The sequence below is a fragment of the Jatrophihabitans endophyticus genome (assembly GCF_900129455.1).
Classification (GTDB): Bacteria; Actinomycetota; Actinomycetes; order Mycobacteriales; family Jatrophihabitantaceae; genus Jatrophihabitans; species Jatrophihabitans endophyticus.
The window spans coordinates 535,267-550,085 of the sequence record NZ_FQVU01000002.1 but is presented as its reverse complement, the minus strand read 5'-3'; the positions used below and the strand labels follow the sequence as shown (position 1 = coordinate 550,085).

The 14,819-nt window shown below is 68.9% G+C and carries 19 protein-coding genes, 1 tRNA gene and 1 pseudogene; 14 read left to right on the top strand and 7 right to left on the bottom strand.

All coding sequences use genetic code 11. From position 1 onward, the window contains the following. Positions 1–828 precede the first annotated feature (828 nt). Positions 829–1,497 carry a Type 1 glutamine amidotransferase-like domain-containing protein gene (locus BUE29_RS08015; protein ID WP_073388369.1) on the bottom strand — a complete coding sequence of 223 codons (669 nt, stop codon included), beginning with the start codon at positions 1,495–1,497 and terminating at the stop codon, positions 829–831. Positions 1,498–1,661: 164 nt separating this feature from the next. Between BUE29_RS08015 and BUE29_RS08010 the strand changes: the two genes are divergently transcribed. Then, positions 1,662–2,009 (top strand): cupin domain-containing protein, encoded by a 348-nt coding sequence (locus BUE29_RS08010; RefSeq protein WP_073389539.1) that lies wholly within the window; start codon positions 1,662–1,664, stop codon positions 2,007–2,009. A gap of 251 nt (positions 2,010–2,260) precedes the next feature. Continuing rightward, positions 2,261–2,635 carry a VOC family protein gene (locus BUE29_RS08005; protein WP_073388366.1) on the top strand — a complete coding sequence of 125 codons (375 nt, stop codon included), beginning with the start codon at positions 2,261–2,263 and terminating at the stop codon, positions 2,633–2,635. Here the strand turns inward: BUE29_RS08005 and BUE29_RS08000 are convergent. Continuing rightward, the gene (locus BUE29_RS08000) at positions 2,616–3,197 is read right to left on the bottom strand and encodes a VC0807 family protein (RefSeq protein ID WP_073388364.1); all 582 of its coding nucleotides are present in this window, start codon (positions 3,195–3,197) and stop codon (positions 2,616–2,618) included. The two genes, BUE29_RS08005 and BUE29_RS08000, sit on opposite strands and share 20 nt — an antisense overlap. A 207-nt stretch (positions 3,198–3,404) precedes the next feature. Further along, positions 3,405–3,698: a hypothetical protein gene (locus tag BUE29_RS07995; protein ID WP_073388362.1), complete on the bottom strand. Its 294-nt coding sequence runs from the start codon at positions 3,696–3,698 to the stop codon at positions 3,405–3,407. Positions 3,699–4,122: 424 nt separating this feature from the next. Between BUE29_RS07995 and BUE29_RS07990 the strand changes: the two genes are divergently transcribed. The 6 genes from BUE29_RS07990 to BUE29_RS07965 all read left to right on the top strand — a co-directional run bounded on the left by BUE29_RS07990 (position 4,123) and on the right by BUE29_RS07965 (position 8,345). Beyond that, positions 4,123–5,169, top strand: a complete 1,047-nt coding sequence (locus BUE29_RS07990) for a pentapeptide repeat-containing protein (RefSeq protein ID WP_143168063.1) — start codon at positions 4,123–4,125, stop codon at positions 5,167–5,169. A gap of 23 nt (positions 5,170–5,192) precedes the next feature. Beyond that, complete coding sequence (locus tag BUE29_RS07985; protein ID WP_073388357.1) at positions 5,193–5,498, top strand: hypothetical protein; 306 nt, start codon at positions 5,193–5,195, stop codon at positions 5,496–5,498. Positions 5,499–6,116: 618 nt separating this feature from the next. After that, positions 6,117–6,773, top strand: a complete 657-nt coding sequence (locus BUE29_RS07980; RefSeq protein ID WP_073388355.1) for a hypothetical protein — start codon at positions 6,117–6,119, stop codon at positions 6,771–6,773. Then, positions 6,773–7,258, top strand: coding sequence for a hypothetical protein (locus BUE29_RS22435; protein ID WP_073388352.1), 486 nt, complete (start codon positions 6,773–6,775; stop codon positions 7,256–7,258). The genes BUE29_RS07980 and BUE29_RS22435 overlap by 1 nt, the downstream gene beginning before the upstream one ends. A gap of 124 nt (positions 7,259–7,382) precedes the next feature. After that, positions 7,383–7,712, top strand: coding sequence for a hypothetical protein (locus BUE29_RS07970; RefSeq protein ID WP_073388350.1), 330 nt, complete (start codon positions 7,383–7,385; stop codon positions 7,710–7,712). 63 nt (positions 7,713–7,775) lie between these two features. Beyond that, a complete protein-coding gene (locus BUE29_RS07965) occupies positions 7,776–8,345 on the top strand; it encodes a recombinase family protein (RefSeq protein WP_073388347.1) in 570 nt (189 codons plus the stop codon). A 101-nt stretch (positions 8,346–8,446) separates the two neighbouring features. On the opposite strand, the gene BUE29_RS07960 is transcribed toward BUE29_RS07965, so the two are convergent. The 4 genes from BUE29_RS07960 to BUE29_RS07950 all read right to left on the bottom strand — a co-directional run bounded on the left by BUE29_RS07960 (position 8,447) and on the right by BUE29_RS07950 (position 11,583). Beyond that, positions 8,447–8,836: a hypothetical protein gene (locus BUE29_RS07960; protein ID WP_073388344.1), complete on the bottom strand. Its 390-nt coding sequence runs from the start codon at positions 8,834–8,836 to the stop codon at positions 8,447–8,449. A gap of 163 nt (positions 8,837–8,999) precedes the next feature. Further along, positions 9,000–9,563, bottom strand: a complete 564-nt coding sequence (locus tag BUE29_RS07955) for a hypothetical protein (protein WP_143168062.1) — start codon at positions 9,561–9,563, stop codon at positions 9,000–9,002. A gap of 162 nt (positions 9,564–9,725) precedes the next feature. Beyond that, complete coding sequence (locus tag BUE29_RS23385) at positions 9,726–9,860, bottom strand: hypothetical protein (RefSeq protein ID WP_268766574.1); 135 nt, start codon at positions 9,858–9,860, stop codon at positions 9,726–9,728. A 118-nt stretch (positions 9,861–9,978) separates the two neighbouring features. After that, positions 9,979–11,583 (bottom strand): DNRLRE domain-containing protein, encoded by a 1,605-nt coding sequence (locus BUE29_RS07950; protein ID WP_073388338.1) that lies wholly within the window; start codon positions 11,581–11,583, stop codon positions 9,979–9,981. A 210-nt stretch (positions 11,584–11,793) separates the two neighbouring features. Between BUE29_RS07950 and BUE29_RS22430 the strand changes: the two genes are divergently transcribed. From BUE29_RS22430 to BUE29_RS23075, 6 genes and pseudogenes are all read left to right on the top strand, one after another. Next, on the top strand, positions 11,794–11,964 hold the full coding sequence (locus tag BUE29_RS22430; RefSeq protein ID WP_159440847.1) for a hypothetical protein: 171 nt from the start codon (positions 11,794–11,796) through the stop codon (positions 11,962–11,964). A gap of 226 nt (positions 11,965–12,190) precedes the next feature. After that, entirely contained in the window at positions 12,191–12,316 is a 126-nt protein-coding gene (locus BUE29_RS23380) for a hypothetical protein (RefSeq protein WP_268766573.1), read from the top strand. A 722-nt stretch (positions 12,317–13,038) separates the two neighbouring features. After that, complete coding sequence (locus BUE29_RS21925; protein ID WP_143168060.1) at positions 13,039–13,356, top strand: hypothetical protein; 318 nt, start codon at positions 13,039–13,041, stop codon at positions 13,354–13,356. A gap of 182 nt (positions 13,357–13,538) precedes the next feature. Beyond that, positions 13,539–13,612 (top strand) — tRNA-Gly (locus BUE29_RS07945). Continuing rightward, positions 13,583–14,446, top strand: a pseudogene (locus tag BUE29_RS23670) (DMT family transporter); the annotation flags it as partial. The gene BUE29_RS07945 and the pseudogene BUE29_RS23670, both read left to right, overlap by 30 nt. A gap of 184 nt (positions 14,447–14,630) precedes the next feature. Then, complete coding sequence (locus tag BUE29_RS23075; protein WP_143168059.1) at positions 14,631–14,816, top strand: Rv0909 family putative TA system antitoxin; 186 nt, start codon at positions 14,631–14,633, stop codon at positions 14,814–14,816. Positions 14,817–14,819 lie beyond the last annotated feature (3 nt).

The following is a 14,819-nucleotide window of genomic DNA, read 5'->3' as shown; positions in this document are numbered from 1 at the left end:
GCGCATTGCCGCGCGCGGTCGAGGGTGACGTGTTCCGTGCTGACGAGTAGTGCTGCTCCGGGCATTCCGAGGTCGTGCAGAGCACGAGCTCGGAGCGCGAGCGGAGCGTCCGTGTGGCGTCGCCGGACTGGTAGGTGATCGTGATGCCGCGCATCGTGCCGCGGGCGGTGGACGCGGCGGCGCTGATGTCGAGTTCGGTGTGGGTCTTGCTGTCGCCGGCGGGATCAGTTCACCCGTGCTGAATATTCACCCGTGTCGAGACAGGTACGACGCGCGCAGCGCGGCGGGGTCACCATCCTCGCCGCGCTGAGCGCGCTCGTGTCCGCAGCGTGCTCCTCAGGAGCGTCGGCCGGGCCTCGACCGGCGCCAGGAGTCACCCACGGCCTCGACGTCCGCTACCAAGGCGACCGGTTGTTCGTGCCCTTTAGCATCGCACTGTGCGCCCGAACCTGCCCCGCGAAGCTCACGGACGCACCGGCCCCGTAACACCACTCTGGGCCGCGTCGGTTGCGTCGGGACGCCTCGATCTGGGCGCGGAGGGCACGCAGGGAGCATGGCGCCACGAGCAAGGCGCGGGCGGACCCGTGGGTCGGAAAGGCAAAGCTGGTCCAGTCTCTTGCAGCGCCGCGACAGCGTGCCAGCTGCGCGGTGTCCCGCTGGAGGGTCGGCTGACGGGCGATGGTCAGCACGTGATGCTGACGCGTGTTGGAAGTCTTGGTGGTGCTGTCGATGCTGGCGGGGACGCTCGTGCTCGAGAGGTCGGCGAGTGGCCAAGCCGCCGCACGGCGTGGCTGCCCGCGGGTTCGGGTGGGACGAAGCGGCGGACCCTCAGCCGGGGAAGTACTGCCAGTGTCCTGCGGAGGCAACTTCGACCCGATCACCGTCGACCGCGATCGCTGTCTCGTCGTCGATCGCGTACGAGGGGTTGTCCAGGGTGGCGGCCCAGCGCTGCGCCGCGACCATCACGTTGTCCGGCATGTCGGGATGGTCGACGTGCGGGAAGAGTGAGAAGTTGACCAGGCCCAGGGTGCGGTCGGAGCCGTCCGGGGGCTGCCATTGCATGAAGTCGGGTCCGATCCGAGGGGTCATCACCATGCTGCCGGCGCTCATCCCGACCCAGACGGTGTCGGTCAGCGATGGCAACAGGTCGGCCAGCCCGCACTCGCGCATCCAGTACGCCAGGTACACCGCGTCGCCGCCTGAGGCCAGCAGGACGTCGGCGCGCCTCACGTCGGGTAACCACTGTTCGCGCGGCAGGCTGGGCAGCGCGGTGAGTTCGAGCAAGCCGACTGACTGCCAGCCCAGGTCGGTCATCGGCGACTCGGACCGCCCGGCCGCGAACTCCCAGGTGTACTCCAGCGTGGCGTGCGGGTGCCCGTACATCGCGGTCGGGATCGCGAGGGCAGTGCACTGATCGACCGGTCTGGGCAGCAGGGCGGTCAGCGCGTCGCGGATCGCCGGGTTGCGCACGCCGGCCGACGTCAGCAGCAGTTTCACGGGTACCTCCGATACGGGCTCGCTCGGGGTCAGCGCACCCTAGCAACGACCCTGAAGGCGGGCACGACGACCCGGCACCCGGCGTGCAGCAGGTCCGCGGCCCGCGTCCAGCCACCGATCCTGTGCGGGACGGTCTGCGCGCCATGCCGATTAGCGTGGCCGAGATGAGCTACAAGATCGTTGACCCCGCCTCCTTGACTGCCGGACCGGGTCCGCACCCCGCAGCGAGCCCATTCGACAAACGTGTCAGCGAAGCGTTGGGCATCACCGCATTCGAGGTCTACACCGTCGAACTGCCCCCGCACGCCGAGACTGTGCGGCACGATCACCTCGCCGACGGCGTCGAGGATCTGTACTTTGTCGTCACCGGCGATGGGTGGGTGCTCATCGACGATGAACCCGTGCCGATTCGGACTGGACAGTTCATCGCGGTCACCATCGGAACCCCACGCCAAGTACGCGCCGGCGCAGATGGCCTCACCATCGTCGCTCTCTGCGCCGAGCCCCGATAGGCGCTCAGTCAAACCAGCAACCGTGCCACGGGCATTCGACTGGAGCGCGCCGTAGCGAGCTGTCTCAGGGAGGCCTCGCTGTTAGCGTGGAGGCCATGACATCCGGGATGGCTTCGAGCCGCTCACGGAAAGTTCACCCGGCTGCTCGGTGAACGCGCTCGGGCCTCGAGCCCGATCACCGCACTCCGCTCGTGGACCGCCGACGAGGACACGCCCACGTCCTTGTTAGACCCTCCACGAAAGAGAGAGCCTTGACCGCACGCTTCAACCACACCATCGTCGCCGCCACATCTCGGCACGAGTCCGCCGAGTTCTACCGGCACGTCCTGGAGGCCGACGACGCCCCGTCATGGGGCCTGTTCGTCAACCTCCAACTCGACGGTGACGTCCTTCTACAGTTCGCCGAACCACCGATCGACTTCCCGCCCCAGCACTACGCCTTCCTGATGAGCGAAGACCAATTCGATCGCGCCATGGCCTGGATTCGCGCCGACGGGCGCGACTACTGGGCCGATCCCCAGCGCCAACAACCCGGCCAGACCAACACCGAACACGGCGGCCGCGGCGTCTACACCCTCGACCCCGCAGGCCACTACGTAGAGCTGATCACCCGTCCCTACATCTGATCAATCGGTCCCCGGGCGCGCGTCCTACACCGCACGCCCGGGGCCGATTCTGACGTTGGGGCCGACGCTCACCCCGCCGGGTCAGCGCTGACCGGCCGCCACCGGCGGCCGCGACCTGGTGCCGGCGGCCGGTGCGGATGCTGACCGCGGTCATCACCGCCACCACGGCGTAGGGGAGGACCTGGTTGGCCACGAGCATGAACCCGTCAGCGCCGAGCAGCCACGTCGCCACCGCCCGAAAGGTGGCCTCGCCGAGCAACACGACACCCCACGCCGCGGTCAGCCGACGCTGCACCCGCCGAAACCCGGCGTAGCGCCACAGCCCGTCCCACTCGTCGAGCTCGAGGCCGGCGAACCGGCGGCCGACGTAGAACGTCAACGGCCGAGGCAACACCAGCAGCGAGGCGAAGAACGCGAGCCCGCACAACCCGGTCGTCACGCTCGCCTGCACCGCCACCGCCGTCCCCGAGCCCGTCACCAGCGCGGTCGCCGCCGCGATCGCCACCAGCACGAGCGCGAGCACGCCCAGCTCGTCGACGTGCCGGCGTCGACTCCACGCCACGTCTAGATCGTGTACTCCCCGGTGACGACGTCTCGACAGACGTGTATCCGCCGGGTTGCACTGTCCACCCAGCGGATACACGCCTATTTACGCCTTGGGAAAGCGACCTCCGCCTATGCATCGCCCCGCGGCTCGTTGTCGTGGTGCCCCGCGCCTGCGCCTGTGTCCGTCTAGCCCGCTCGATCTACGAGCGCCGTTACCGCCTCGTCAGTCTTCACCCAGTGGCCGAATGAACTTTTCCCACACCGCTCGCCCGATGGCTCGCCCCAGCTCGTTGGCAAGCCCCTTCGCCGCCCCCGACTTGATCTGTTCCATGTACTGGCGCATCTCGTCTTCTGCTCGCCGCGCGATTTGGTCGAGCGAATCGTCAGTCGCCGGATCCTCGTGGGGGGGTGGCTTGGGGGACCTGTCCTCGGGTTCACCGCCGCCGGGTTTCATCACCTCCTTGTCGTGGTTCGGGTCGTCCTCGGGTGGGATCGCGGCCCCCTGGTTGGTGGGCATATGCGACCCTCCTGTTCCGCCTGGTTCGCTGAGACGCGTATGCCGGACAGCCTGCTGCTGCCAGGCTGCGCCCCCCGCGCAGGGTCCAGGCGTCAAACCTGTGTGAGGTCCCTACCGAGTTCCGTCCCCTTCGTCGACGGTTTCCCGATGTGCTCGCAGGCCGGCGAGCGCGAAAGTGCGCAGGGCGGAAGCCCGTGTCGCTTCGGTGACTCCCTGCTGCTTGGCCCACTCGACGAAGTCGTCGAGCGCCGCGGACTCGCTCGGTGTGAGTCGTGTCTGAACCGGAACGTCGCGACGTTCGGCTCGCCTCATGTCGTCCAGGTAGATAGGCGGTGCGCCCACGATTCAGTGCCTCCGTTCGTAACGACGGTGGGTCGAGGTGGGGGGCTGCTCCGAGTTGCCCATTTTGGATCTCCGATCCGGTGTGAGGTTGTCGGACTGCGCTGGACTGGCGCAAACCTGCATCGACGTCCTCTGCGCCTACCTGCGTATGGCACCGCCTCGGTTCCTCGTTGACTACATGTTTGATCGCCGCGCAGCCGACGACGTCCCGGAAGAGCTGATCAGCGAACTCGAAGTCCGGCACACCGCCCAACGGCTGCTTGTCGGCTACGCCAACGGCCATCCTGACGGGGCGACCTCCCCCAACCTCGACCTCACAGGGGCTCACCTCCACGACTTCACCGCCGCCGAGGCAGCGTTCGGCGGCGAGGCCACCTTCTACCGGGCGATCTTCAGCGGCGAGACCACCTCGTTCCGGGGGGCGACCTTCAGCGGCAAGACCACCTCGTTCAACGTGGCGACCTTCAGCGGCGAGACCACCTCGTTCTACGAGGCGACCTTCAGCGGCAAGACCACCTCGTTCTTCGGGGCGACCTTCAGCGGCGAGACCGCCTCGTTCACCCGGGCGACCTTCAGCGGCAAGACCACCTCGTTCGACGTGGCGATCTTCAGCAGCGAGGCCACCATGTTCGACGGGGCGATCTTCAGCAGCGAGACCGCGTCGTTCGACGGGGCGATCTTTAGCAGCGAGACCGCCTCGTTCGACGGGGCGACCTTCAGCGGCGAGGCCACCGCGTTCGACGGGGCGACCTTCGACAGCAGGACCACCTTCTTCGACGGGGCGATCTTCAGCAGCGAGGCCACCTTCTTCGACGGGGCGACCTTCAGCAGCGAGACCGCGTCGTTCGACGGGGCGATCTTTAGCAGCGAGACCGCCTCGTTCGACGGGGCGACCTTCAGCGGCGAGGCCACCGCGTTCGACGGGGCGACCTTCAGCGGCATGGTCATCTGGACCACCGGAGCGAGGTTTATATCCGACCTTCCGGCAGAGCTTGTTCGTTGGGGGCGAGTCGCGCCGGCGGTCTCGCAAACGACCGTCTGTGAGACGTCGACGAGTTGCTGGCCGACCACGGCGTGTCCGTGTCTCATAAATCGTGCCCGAAATCAGCGTCTCACTATTGACGTTTAAGACGTTTATGGGACGATAGGTGCATGGCAACCGAGACCATCACCGTCGGCGAGCTCGTCGAGCTGCGGACCCGACGCGATCGCCTGCAGGCGGCGGCCGCCGCGGTCGCCGGCGTCGGCCACCAGGTGCCCGCCGCGCTGGCCGACGAGCTGCGCGAGATCCCGGGCGTGGTCGACGTCGAGATCTCGTGCCTGCTCTGCGGTCGGCCCTCGACCTACCCGGCCGACGTCGACAGCGACGCCACCCCGCACGCCGCGATCTGCTCGCGCTGCGACCTGCGCTGCTCGGCCGGCCTGCAGGCCCAGCGCTTTTCCGAAGAGCGGTCATGACGACCGCGGCGCCGGTAGAGGCGCTGGGCCCGCTGTGCGGGGCGCACTGCGGCACCGACTCCCGGGGCACGGCCCACTGCCCGCGCTGCCACGCCGGCGACTGCGACGCCGCCAGCCCGGCCGCGGTCACCGCGGCCGCCCAGTCGGGCGACGCCGCCCATGCCGCTCGTGCTCGTCGACCACGCAACCGTCGCACCCCGACGTCAGACTGACCACGGCACCACCCCCCCAGGAGGGAACACCGATGGCCGAGCACAGCAACGCCGGCGACGCCGCCGAGCCTGTCGCCGCCGCCGGGGCCGACGTCGACCACACCGATGTCGACCACACCGAGCAGGCCGTGAGGGCGATGCTCGCCGCCGCGGCGGCCGCCGATGGGGGAGGGGCGCCCGACTTCGCGGAGTGGTTGTCCCACGTGCTCGCGCGGGTCGCTGCGATGTGCGGCGGCGTCGAGGCTCTGGTCGCCGCCCGTCCCGGGTCGTGGGAGTCGGACAAGGTCCGCGACTTCGTGCTGGCCACCGCCGGCGTCCGGCCGGGCGACCTCGAGGCCTTCCTGCCCGAGGGGTTCCACGTGCCGCTGGGTTCGGTCGCGCTGTACGAGTCGGCCGACCACACGCTGTGGCTGGTCACCCGGCCCTGGGACGGCACCGAGGACCAGCCGGCGACGGTCTACGTCCGCCCTCGGCCCTGCAGCCCGACGAAGACGTCTACACCGACGGCAAGGCCTGGCTGGTCGACCAGAGCGAGATCAACCCGTTCCGGTGGCGCGAGCTCGGCGCCGGCGACGTCGCCGAGGCCTTCGCCCACGCCGGCGCCGACATGCACGAAGGGCAGCCGGCCCCCGGCCGCCTGCTCGGCACCCTCTACCGCGACCGGGCGGCGACCTACGACGGCGGTGTCTACTTCGACGTGCTCGACCGCGACTACCTACACAGCCGGCCCCTGGCCGTGCAGCGCTACTGCCAGACCGACCACGCCACCGACCTCGAGGACACCGAACTCGAGGCCGTCGGCCAGGACCTCGACGAGCTGGCCGTCCTTGCCGGCGAACACGAGCCCGCGGACCTCACCGACGGCGTCACCTTCGGCGTCGATCCCGAGGACCGCAACGCCGTGTCGCTGCTCTACGCCCTGGCCCTGGGGCTGGCCCGCCACGACGACACGAAGTACACCCGCGCGCAACAGCTCAAGCACGACTACGAGGCCTGGTGGACCCGCTGGCACACCTGGTACACCGACGCGCAGCCCGCCGGCGTCTCACCGCTGGGGTTCTGATGACCGGCCACGACACCAGCGACCCGGGCGGCGACCGGGCGCTGGCCCGCAAGCTGGGCCAGGCCCGCGAGGAACTGGAGCTGCGCGAGGGCCGCTACCTGCTCGGCGCGGCCGACGAGGCGCAACGCTGGCTCGAGGCCGCCGCACTCGCCGGCATCGCCGTCGCCGCACTCGACCTCCCCGCCGGCTCAGCCGACACCGCGAGCGCGGTCGACGCCCGACGGGACACCGGCCGGCCCCGTCGTGTCACCGCCACGGTCCGCGGGCTGGACGACCGCCCGCTCGAGCGCGACCACTACGCCTCCCACCTGCAGGCGCAGATGGACCTCGGCCGCGGCGGCCAGCGCCGGCCCCTGCTCACCGACGAAGAAGGCCAGGCCGTGGCCGCCCTGCTCGACGAGCTCGCCGGCGTCTACCCCCGCGAGGACCTCGGCCGACTAGCCCGCGAACTCGCCGTGCGGATCAACGACCGACTCGGCATCTGATGCCCGTCACCGCTTGCCCCGCGATCGACGTCCCCCGCGCCGGCCACCGATGCCGCGCGCTCCTCGACCACGCAACCGTCCGACGTCAGACTGACCACGGGGCCACCTCCAGGAGGGCACACCGATGACCGAGCACCGCAATGCTGACGACCCCACCCAGGCCGACGCCACCCAGGCCGACGTCGACCACACCGAGCAGGACATGCTCGCCGCTGCGAGCCGCGACGCGCCCCCGCTCACTGAGCAGGAATTCATGGCTGCGATCCACGACGCCCCCCTGCTCACCGTGGAGGATCTGCTCCCCGCCGCGCTCGCCAGGCCCCCGCTCACCGAGGAAGAAGCGCAGACCGTGGCCGACCTGCTCGACAAGCTCGCAGACCTCTACCCCGACAAGGACTTCGGCCGCGAGGCCCGCGAGCTCGCCGTGCGGATCAACAACCGGCTGGGCATCTGAGTTGGCGGCATCTGAGTTGGACGGCATCTGAGTTGGACGGCATCTGAGTTGGACGGCATCTGAATGGCCCACCTGTACGGCTACGCCCGCGTCTCCACCCTCGAACAAGACCCGGCCCTGCAGCACGACGCGCTCACCGCGGCCGGCTGCGCCCGGATCTTCACCGACCACGCCTCCGGCAAACTCGACCACCGCCCCCAACTCGACGACCTGCTCGAACGCGTGCTGCCCGGCGACACGATCGTGGTCTGGCGCCTGGACCGGCTCGGCCGCAACTTGCACCACCTCATCACCACCGTCACCGAACTCGGCCAACGCGACATCGGGTTCCGGTCCCTGACCGAAGGCCTGGACGCCACCACCCCCGCCGGCCGGCTGCTGTTCGGCATCATGGCCAGCCTCGCCCAGTTCGAACGCGACCTCATCCGCGAACGCACCCTCGCCGGCCTCGAGGCCGCCCGCGCCCGCGGCCGCAACGGCGGCCGCCGCACCGTCATGACCCCGGACAAGATCACCGTCGCCCGCCAGATGTACGACACCGGCAACCACACCGTCCAACAGATCGCCGACACCCTCGGCGTCGGCCGCGCCACCATCTATAGGCACTTGAGCAACGAACCGTCGGGTGCCTGACGGACACATCGACGGGAGATAGCAGGTGAGCAGCACGACGGCCGGGACGTCCACGTCCCGGCCGTCGTGTTTGCGGCTTGGCGTCAGTTGGTTCGGCGGTGTTACCCCAAAAGGTCGAGGGCGTTGCCCGTCACCTGGTCAGCGCTCGCGGAGCCGGCCTGGCTCTTGAGCAGGGCGATCGCACGATTGATCGACTCGGTGTATCCCGGGTTGGTGGAAACGCTCGCCATCGCTCGCAAGTAGCTCTCGCTCACCGGCTGATCCGCCGGAAGCCGACCGCTCGTGCGGTCCTGCGCCATGAGGAGCAACGCTGCGGGCTTGGCCGTGCCCGGGTCGTGATCGAGTTCTTTGCCGGCCATCGCGCTGCCCAGCGCCCAGTCCTGGGCCGTCAGATGAGACAACATGTCGGCCGTGCTGGCCGTGGTCCAGGTGCCGCTGGTGGTGGGCGCTATGTAACTGGCAGCGCTGGTGCCCGAAACTGCACTGATCATGGGCGGTCGCAGTCCTTCCCGGGTTCTCGACCTGGCCAACCCGATGTCTGTGCCACGGGAAGTTCCAGGGCTCTTCAAGGGGTGGAATCGTCCATTTCGGACTGGACTTGAGCCCGGCCCCGGTCGTTCCGCAGCCGGGGCCCGCCCAAGATTCGGATTCTGGCTAGTACGAGTAGGACACTGTGAAGTTCTTCGAACCGCCGGCTGCCAAGTAGATCGCTGGGTTGATGGCCTTGGTGGTCCCGTTGCTGATCACAAACGCGAAGTGGAACCGCGATGTGGCCGCCGGGTAATTGCCGGGTGTGATCGCGATGTTCCAGATGATCCGCGTAGGGAACGACGAATTGTTCGTCCCGAGTTGGAAACACTGCGTGTCGTTGACGTCTAGGCATGCGAAGGCGGTCGCTGTCGCCTGCGGCGGGCAGGCACCCGGGCATTGGGACGAGATGTTGGCGAAATCGACCCGCCCCGACAGTCCGGTGACTGTCGCCGTAGACGGCACGGTCGCTGGAGGGGCGAAGGTGTCACCGTCTGCCAAGTTGCCATAGAGGACGGCAGATCGGTTGTTCCAGCTGGTGAAGCTGTAGGAACCCGTCGCCGCCTGCGCCGGCCCTGCGAACGCGATGCCCGTCAGGGTGAGCGCGATCGCGCAGATCGCGACCCAGCGGCTGCGCGTCCTACCTGGCGCGTGCCGGTGAAGCAGTGATTGGACGAGCTTGAGGCTCATGGCGACCTCCGTCATCAAGATGAGTACTTCGTGACGCTACGCACACTATGTGTGACTGCCAAGTACGGACAGTGCGCCTTCGTTGAAGGGGACCGAGCTGCCGAGGTAACGGTCGTCCAGCTCTGCTCGGTGCGCTCGTGTCCCGCAGCCGACGCTGGCTGATCAGACGCAGGTCGAGGGCCACTCGAAGAGCCCGGGCGTGATCAGGCAGTTCTGGTACTTGTGGGCGTGCAGGACGTAGTAGACGACCGCGAAGAGCAGCACGAAGAAGATCAGCACCCCCACCCGAGCCGGCACTCACGATCCCTAGTGTCACCGTAGGTGCAGGGCCCGGATTGGTTGATGTCACCGAGGCGGGCTTCCTGCCTGGCGGAAATCCGGATACGAACGGGTTGGCAGCGTGCTCAGGCCAACTTCACCTAGTCATCGCGATTTCGTGGGTCACGCTGCCGGAAACGCTCCAGAACTTACCGTTGATGCTGGCCTTGATTTCGGTGCTGGTGCCCATCTTCTTCTCGTAGAAGAAGGACGCCTTGGCGTTCCAGTAAGCATGGGCCTCGCCGATGACGGTGTACCGGATCGCGTTCTTCTCCTTGACCACCTTGGGCCGGTCGCAAGAGAGTTGCCCAACAGGGCTCTGGCTGTGAGCTTCAGCCGCTGCGGCTGTTGTCTCGACGGTGGCGCCCTGGACGTTCGCGGATCGGTAGTCGGTGCCGTTCACCACGTCTGGATTGCCGGAGTAGCCGGCGGTCTGCGGGGTGTTGTCGCGGGTTGACTCGACGTCCGTGGTCCCAGAGTCCACGATCTGCGTAGCCGGGACGGTGGTCGTGTCTCCAGTGGTTGCGTCGGTCGTCGTTCCGCTCGCTGTGACCTGGCCGGGAGTGAAGTTGCCTTCGGCGTCTTCGTCGGAGGTGTCGCTGATGTCGAGGTCGTTGGACGAGGCGACGTGCAGAGCCGTTTTCGAGGAGTTCTGCTTCGCGGCAGCCATTTGGGCGAGCAGGCTGCCGCCCGCGGGGTCGTCCGATGCCCCGACGCCGACCGAGACAGTGGTCAGCGACTCGAGGACGGTGCCGTCGGTGGCGGCGCCGACAGCGCGGACGTCGAGATCCAGAACGCCCGAATTGTCGTCAGCCTCGGCTTGCAAGGCGGCCGGCAACGGGTCGGGCAGTGTGTACGTCCACTGGCCGGAGGAGTCCGTGGTGGCGGTACCAACGATTGGCGTATCGAAAGGGTTGGATTCGCTCACGTTGCCGGGCGCGTCGGCATCGGCGTCGTAAATTGTCACCGGCACGTTCGCCTGGGGCGTTCCGTTCGCGTTGTAGAGGGTGCCGCCGAAGGTCTTGCTTATGGGCGCGGTGGTGGGCTGTTCTTGAGGGGAATCGGGGGTCGTCGACTCGTCCGGAGGTGTAGTGGTCGGGACCGGGTCCGGGTCGTAGGTAGCCGCGTCGGGCTTGGCTTCGACGTAGGTGATCGACAGCGTCGGAACGCGTGAGGAGTAGATGCATGCGCTGCCCGAGCTGGCGGGGTTGCGGGAGCAGAAGGTCCAGGCTTGGGTGTTGCCGGTGCTTTCGCTGCCGTTGAGGACGACGCCGTAGTTGGTGATCGTCCCGTTGCTCCATGCCTGGACCATCTTCTGCAGGTCGATGGTGTCCCAGGCGTTGGCGCAGGTGCCTTCGATGCCGTGGGCGAAGTTGGCTTCCGCCGTGTAGGCGGAGGCGTAGGAGACCGAGGGTTTGGTCGCCCAGGTGATGCCCTGCTTGGACCAGGCCGAGGTGACGGGGTGGGCGGCGAGCGCCCACTTCGCGATGCTGGCGCTGGTGCAGGAGTTGGCGCCGGTGTAGTAGGCGTTGAGCACCGCAGATTGGATGTCGGCGCCGGCGAGGGCGGACATGTCGCCGAATCGGATGTAGCTCCGCGCCGCGTGGCCCGAGTAGGAACCGGCGCGCAGGGTGGACGCGGCGCCGACGTTGGCGGTGACGTTGTCCTGGACGTAGGTGTCCTCGGCGTCGCCGATGGCCACGACCTCGGGTCGATCGTGACCGGGTACGTGGTGACCGGGTCCTGCAGCCAGGACATGGACGGGGTGAGGTCCAGCCGTGCGCCGTCGGCGGTCTGGGCCAGCGCGACGTCGACCGGCTTGACCTGCGTGGCTTCCTCGGTCAGCGGGTCACGGGCCGCGCCGTACATGACCGGCGTCGGGATCGTGTAGACGACCTGGCCGGAGGTGTCGGTGAAGTCGATGCTGCGCGTGGTCGAGTTCTCGGTCATCGTCAGCGCCGAGGTGTCGAAGGGCACCCGCTGCTTGGGCAGCGAGGTCGGTACGTGTTCGAGCACCAGGGACTGCTCGAACCCGTCCTCGGTCGCGGTCAGCACCAGCGTCTGCCCGTCACCGAGCGTGTAACGGGCCTCGGCGCCGTGCACGGTCGGGGTGGGCAGGGTGGCGTCCCAGCCGAGCTGCACCCGCTTGGCGCCCGAACCCAGCGACACCGCGTCCTGGTCCCCGCCGTCGGAGAACACGACCGGGTGCGGTGATGCGGCCGGCGTCCAGCCGGCGGCGGTGTGCTGCAGCGTCAGGTCGACGTCCACCCACTCGCTGTCGCGCTTCACCCCGCACCGGGCTCGAGGCCATGTCCGTGGTCAGGCTGCCGTTGGGGTTGACCCACGTCGTCGACGTCTCGGTCAGCTCCGACTTCACCAAGACCCGTTTGCCTGTCTCGGCCGCCTTCGCGGCCGCCTCGTCCACCTCCGACTGACTCGCCGAGCTCGACGAGCCCGTCGGCTCGGCCGTGGCCTCGATCGCCGTGCACACGCTGGCGAACAGCACGCTGGTCGTCGCCACCGCGACCACGCAACGCCTACCTCTAGACATGCGTTCTCCCCTACCGCGCGCCACGCGCGATACCCCCGAACCTAAGAATCAATCAAGATCAGCTGAGACTGTCTCAGGCCCGGGGCCCATCAGCGGAGGCCTTTCGTCCCGCGTCGATTGGGACTTTCCCGGGAAAAGCAACCGTCTCGGGGCGCTCGTGCCTTTCGACCGGTTTGCCACCAGCGCCCATTAGTTGGTGGCGGGCTGAGCGTCCTCCGGGACTCAGAAATCCCGGCAGCGACGCCATCTCATGGGTGTCTGCCAAACGCCTGGCCTAGCGCGGCCGGGCGACGTGTCCTCGAGCAGCGCCGTGGTCGACGTCGCCGCCGTGGGTGGCCGGCAAACGTGGCGTGCGAACAGCAGATGGCGCAGTCGTGGTAACCGTGCAGCTCCGTCTCCCGGCGGTGGCGATTCCAGCCAGGTAGCCCCGGCCGGCCTCCGGCCGCAAGGGGTGATCCCTTCCAGCGTGTCCGGGGATGGTGCTCCGCACCACGCGTGGCCCGGTTCGACCGTCCGGAGCAGCGAGGCGGCTACGCCGAGGTGCGGCAAGAACGACCGCACCTCAGCGAAGCCCAACACGGGGCTTCCCAACCCGAGGAGGACCCCATGACCGATCCACGCAGCATCACCCCGGACGACGGGCACGGCGCCGTCGAGCGCAGTGACGGCGCGGCGCTGCGGACCGCGTTCGACAACCCGAGCGTGGTCCTGACGATGCCGTGGCCGCACGACCCGATCCCCGAGATCGATCTTGGCCCGCGCCGAGGCGCTGGTCGCCGTGCTGCCGTTCATCGAGCCGTTCGGGCCGGCCACCGAGGACCGGGAGGCATCCACCATCACCAGAAGAACCGAGAACGACACCACGGCACCGACAAGTGGTCGACGACCAGCGTTTGCCGCGCCGATGTGGCTGTCATCCGGTAGCGAATCCCGCGCCGGGACACAGCGCAACGGCGGCGACAGCAAGCAGCCGGACGGCGAACAGCCCGCTTCTAGTCGAGTCGTCGCACGCCCGGTCGCCGACGCCGCCCGTGGACCGTCCGCACGCAGCGGCCGACCTCCCGACGTCCCGGAATCCGGGTCGTCGGGTATCGTCGCAGCGTTCCGCGGGTGTAGTTCAATGGCAGAACATCAGCTTCCCAAGCTGACAGTGCGGGTTCGATTCCCGTCACCCGCTCCACGACGGACGAACGGTGTCGAGGCCGCCGGCCACGGCACAGACGTGCGTGCCGACGCTTCGGCCGTGGCGGTTCGACGCGGCGGGCACACCGGAGCCGTCCTCGTCGCCGCGGCGCTGTGGGGAACGACGGGAACCGTCGCCCACCAGGCGCCCTCGGGTGCGTCCCAGACGCTGATCGGGTTGTCGACCTTCGGTTTCGGGGGCCTGCTCCTGTTGGCTCTCGACGCCCGGGGCGTGCTGCGCCTGGCGCGGGACCGCACCGCGTGGCCGGGGCTGGTGGTCGGCGCCGTCGGGGTGTTGGCGTACGCGACCTTCTACTACTGGTCGATGGACCTCGTCGGTGTCGCCGTCGGCAACGCCCTGGCCCTCGGCTCCGGACCCGTCTTCGCCGCCCTGCTCGAATTGTCGGTCGAACACCGACGCGTGCGCCTGCCCTGGGCCGTGGCCACCGCCGTCTCCACGGCCGGCATCGCGTGCCTCGCCGCCTCGACGAGCGGCGACGCGGGGGCCAGCCCCGTGCAGGGTGTCGTGCTCGGTCTCGCCGCCGGCTTCGGCTACGCGCACTACTCCTGGTCGGGGGCCCGCACGATCGGGCGCGGGCACGGGTCGCGACCGGTCATGGCGGGTTCGTTCGCCCTCGCGGCGGTCGGGTTGCTCCCCGCCTTCGCCCTCGACGGGCCCGGCCCGCTGCTCACCGACACGCGCGGGGTGGTCGTGCTCGCCTACCTCGCCGTCGTCCCGATGGCCCTGGCCTACCTGCTGTTCGACTACGGGCTGCGCGGGATGGACGCCTCGAGCGCCACGACCATCGCACTCGCCGAACCCGTCGTGGCGACGCTCCTCGCGACCCCTCGTGCTGCACGAACGGCTCGGCGCGACCGGCCGGGTCGGCCTCGCACTCGTCGGTGCCGGCATCGTGCTCGTCGCTCTCGCCGGAGCCCGGCGGTAGGACGGTGCGCACGGCCGACGCCGAGCCCGCGCACAGGCGCCGTCCATCACCGCTTCGTAGCGTCGGGCCATGGACACACGAGGACTGCGGGCCCGCGCCGACGACATGCTGCGCAAGCACGGCGGCACCATCGACAAGGGCGTGAGCGGCGCCGAGCGTTTCGCGAAGAAGCGGGCCAAGGGCAAGGAGCGCCAGGTCGAGCAGGCCGCGAACCGGGTCCGCGGCCTGCTCGACCGAAAGCCGCCCGCGCAGTAGGCG

Excerpts from the sequence above, each read along its gene's own strand:
- BUE29_RS08010 (WP_073389539.1), top strand. The coding sequence starts at position 1,662 with ATGAGCTACAAGATCGTTGACCCCGCCTCCTTGACTGCCGGACCGGGT.
- BUE29_RS07995 (WP_073388362.1), bottom strand. The coding sequence starts at position 3,698 with ATGCCCACCAACCAGGGGGCCGCGATCCCACCCGAGGACGACCCGAAC.
- BUE29_RS07985 (WP_073388357.1), top strand. The coding sequence starts at position 5,193 with ATGGCAACCGAGACCATCACCGTCGGCGAGCTCGTCGAGCTGCGGACC.
- BUE29_RS22435 (WP_073388352.1), top strand. The coding sequence starts at position 6,773 with ATGACCGGCCACGACACCAGCGACCCGGGCGGCGACCGGGCGCTGGCC.
- BUE29_RS07970 (WP_073388350.1), top strand. The coding sequence starts at position 7,383 with ATGACCGAGCACCGCAATGCTGACGACCCCACCCAGGCCGACGCCACC.
- BUE29_RS07965 (WP_073388347.1), top strand. The coding sequence starts at position 7,776 with ATGGCCCACCTGTACGGCTACGCCCGCGTCTCCACCCTCGAACAAGAC.
- BUE29_RS07960 (WP_073388344.1), bottom strand. The coding sequence starts at position 8,836 with ATGATCAGTGCAGTTTCGGGCACCAGCGCTGCCAGTTACATAGCGCCC.
- BUE29_RS07955 (WP_143168062.1), bottom strand. The coding sequence starts at position 9,563 with ATGAGCCTCAAGCTCGTCCAATCACTGCTTCACCGGCACGCGCCAGGT.
- BUE29_RS23380 (WP_268766573.1), top strand. The coding sequence starts at position 12,191 with ATGTCCGTGGTCAGGCTGCCGTTGGGGTTGACCCACGTCGTCGACGTC.
- BUE29_RS21925 (WP_143168060.1), top strand. The coding sequence starts at position 13,039 with ATGACCGATCCACGCAGCATCACCCCGGACGACGGGCACGGCGCCGTC.
- BUE29_RS23075 (WP_143168059.1), top strand. The coding sequence starts at position 14,631 with ATGGACACACGAGGACTGCGGGCCCGCGCCGACGACATGCTGCGCAAG.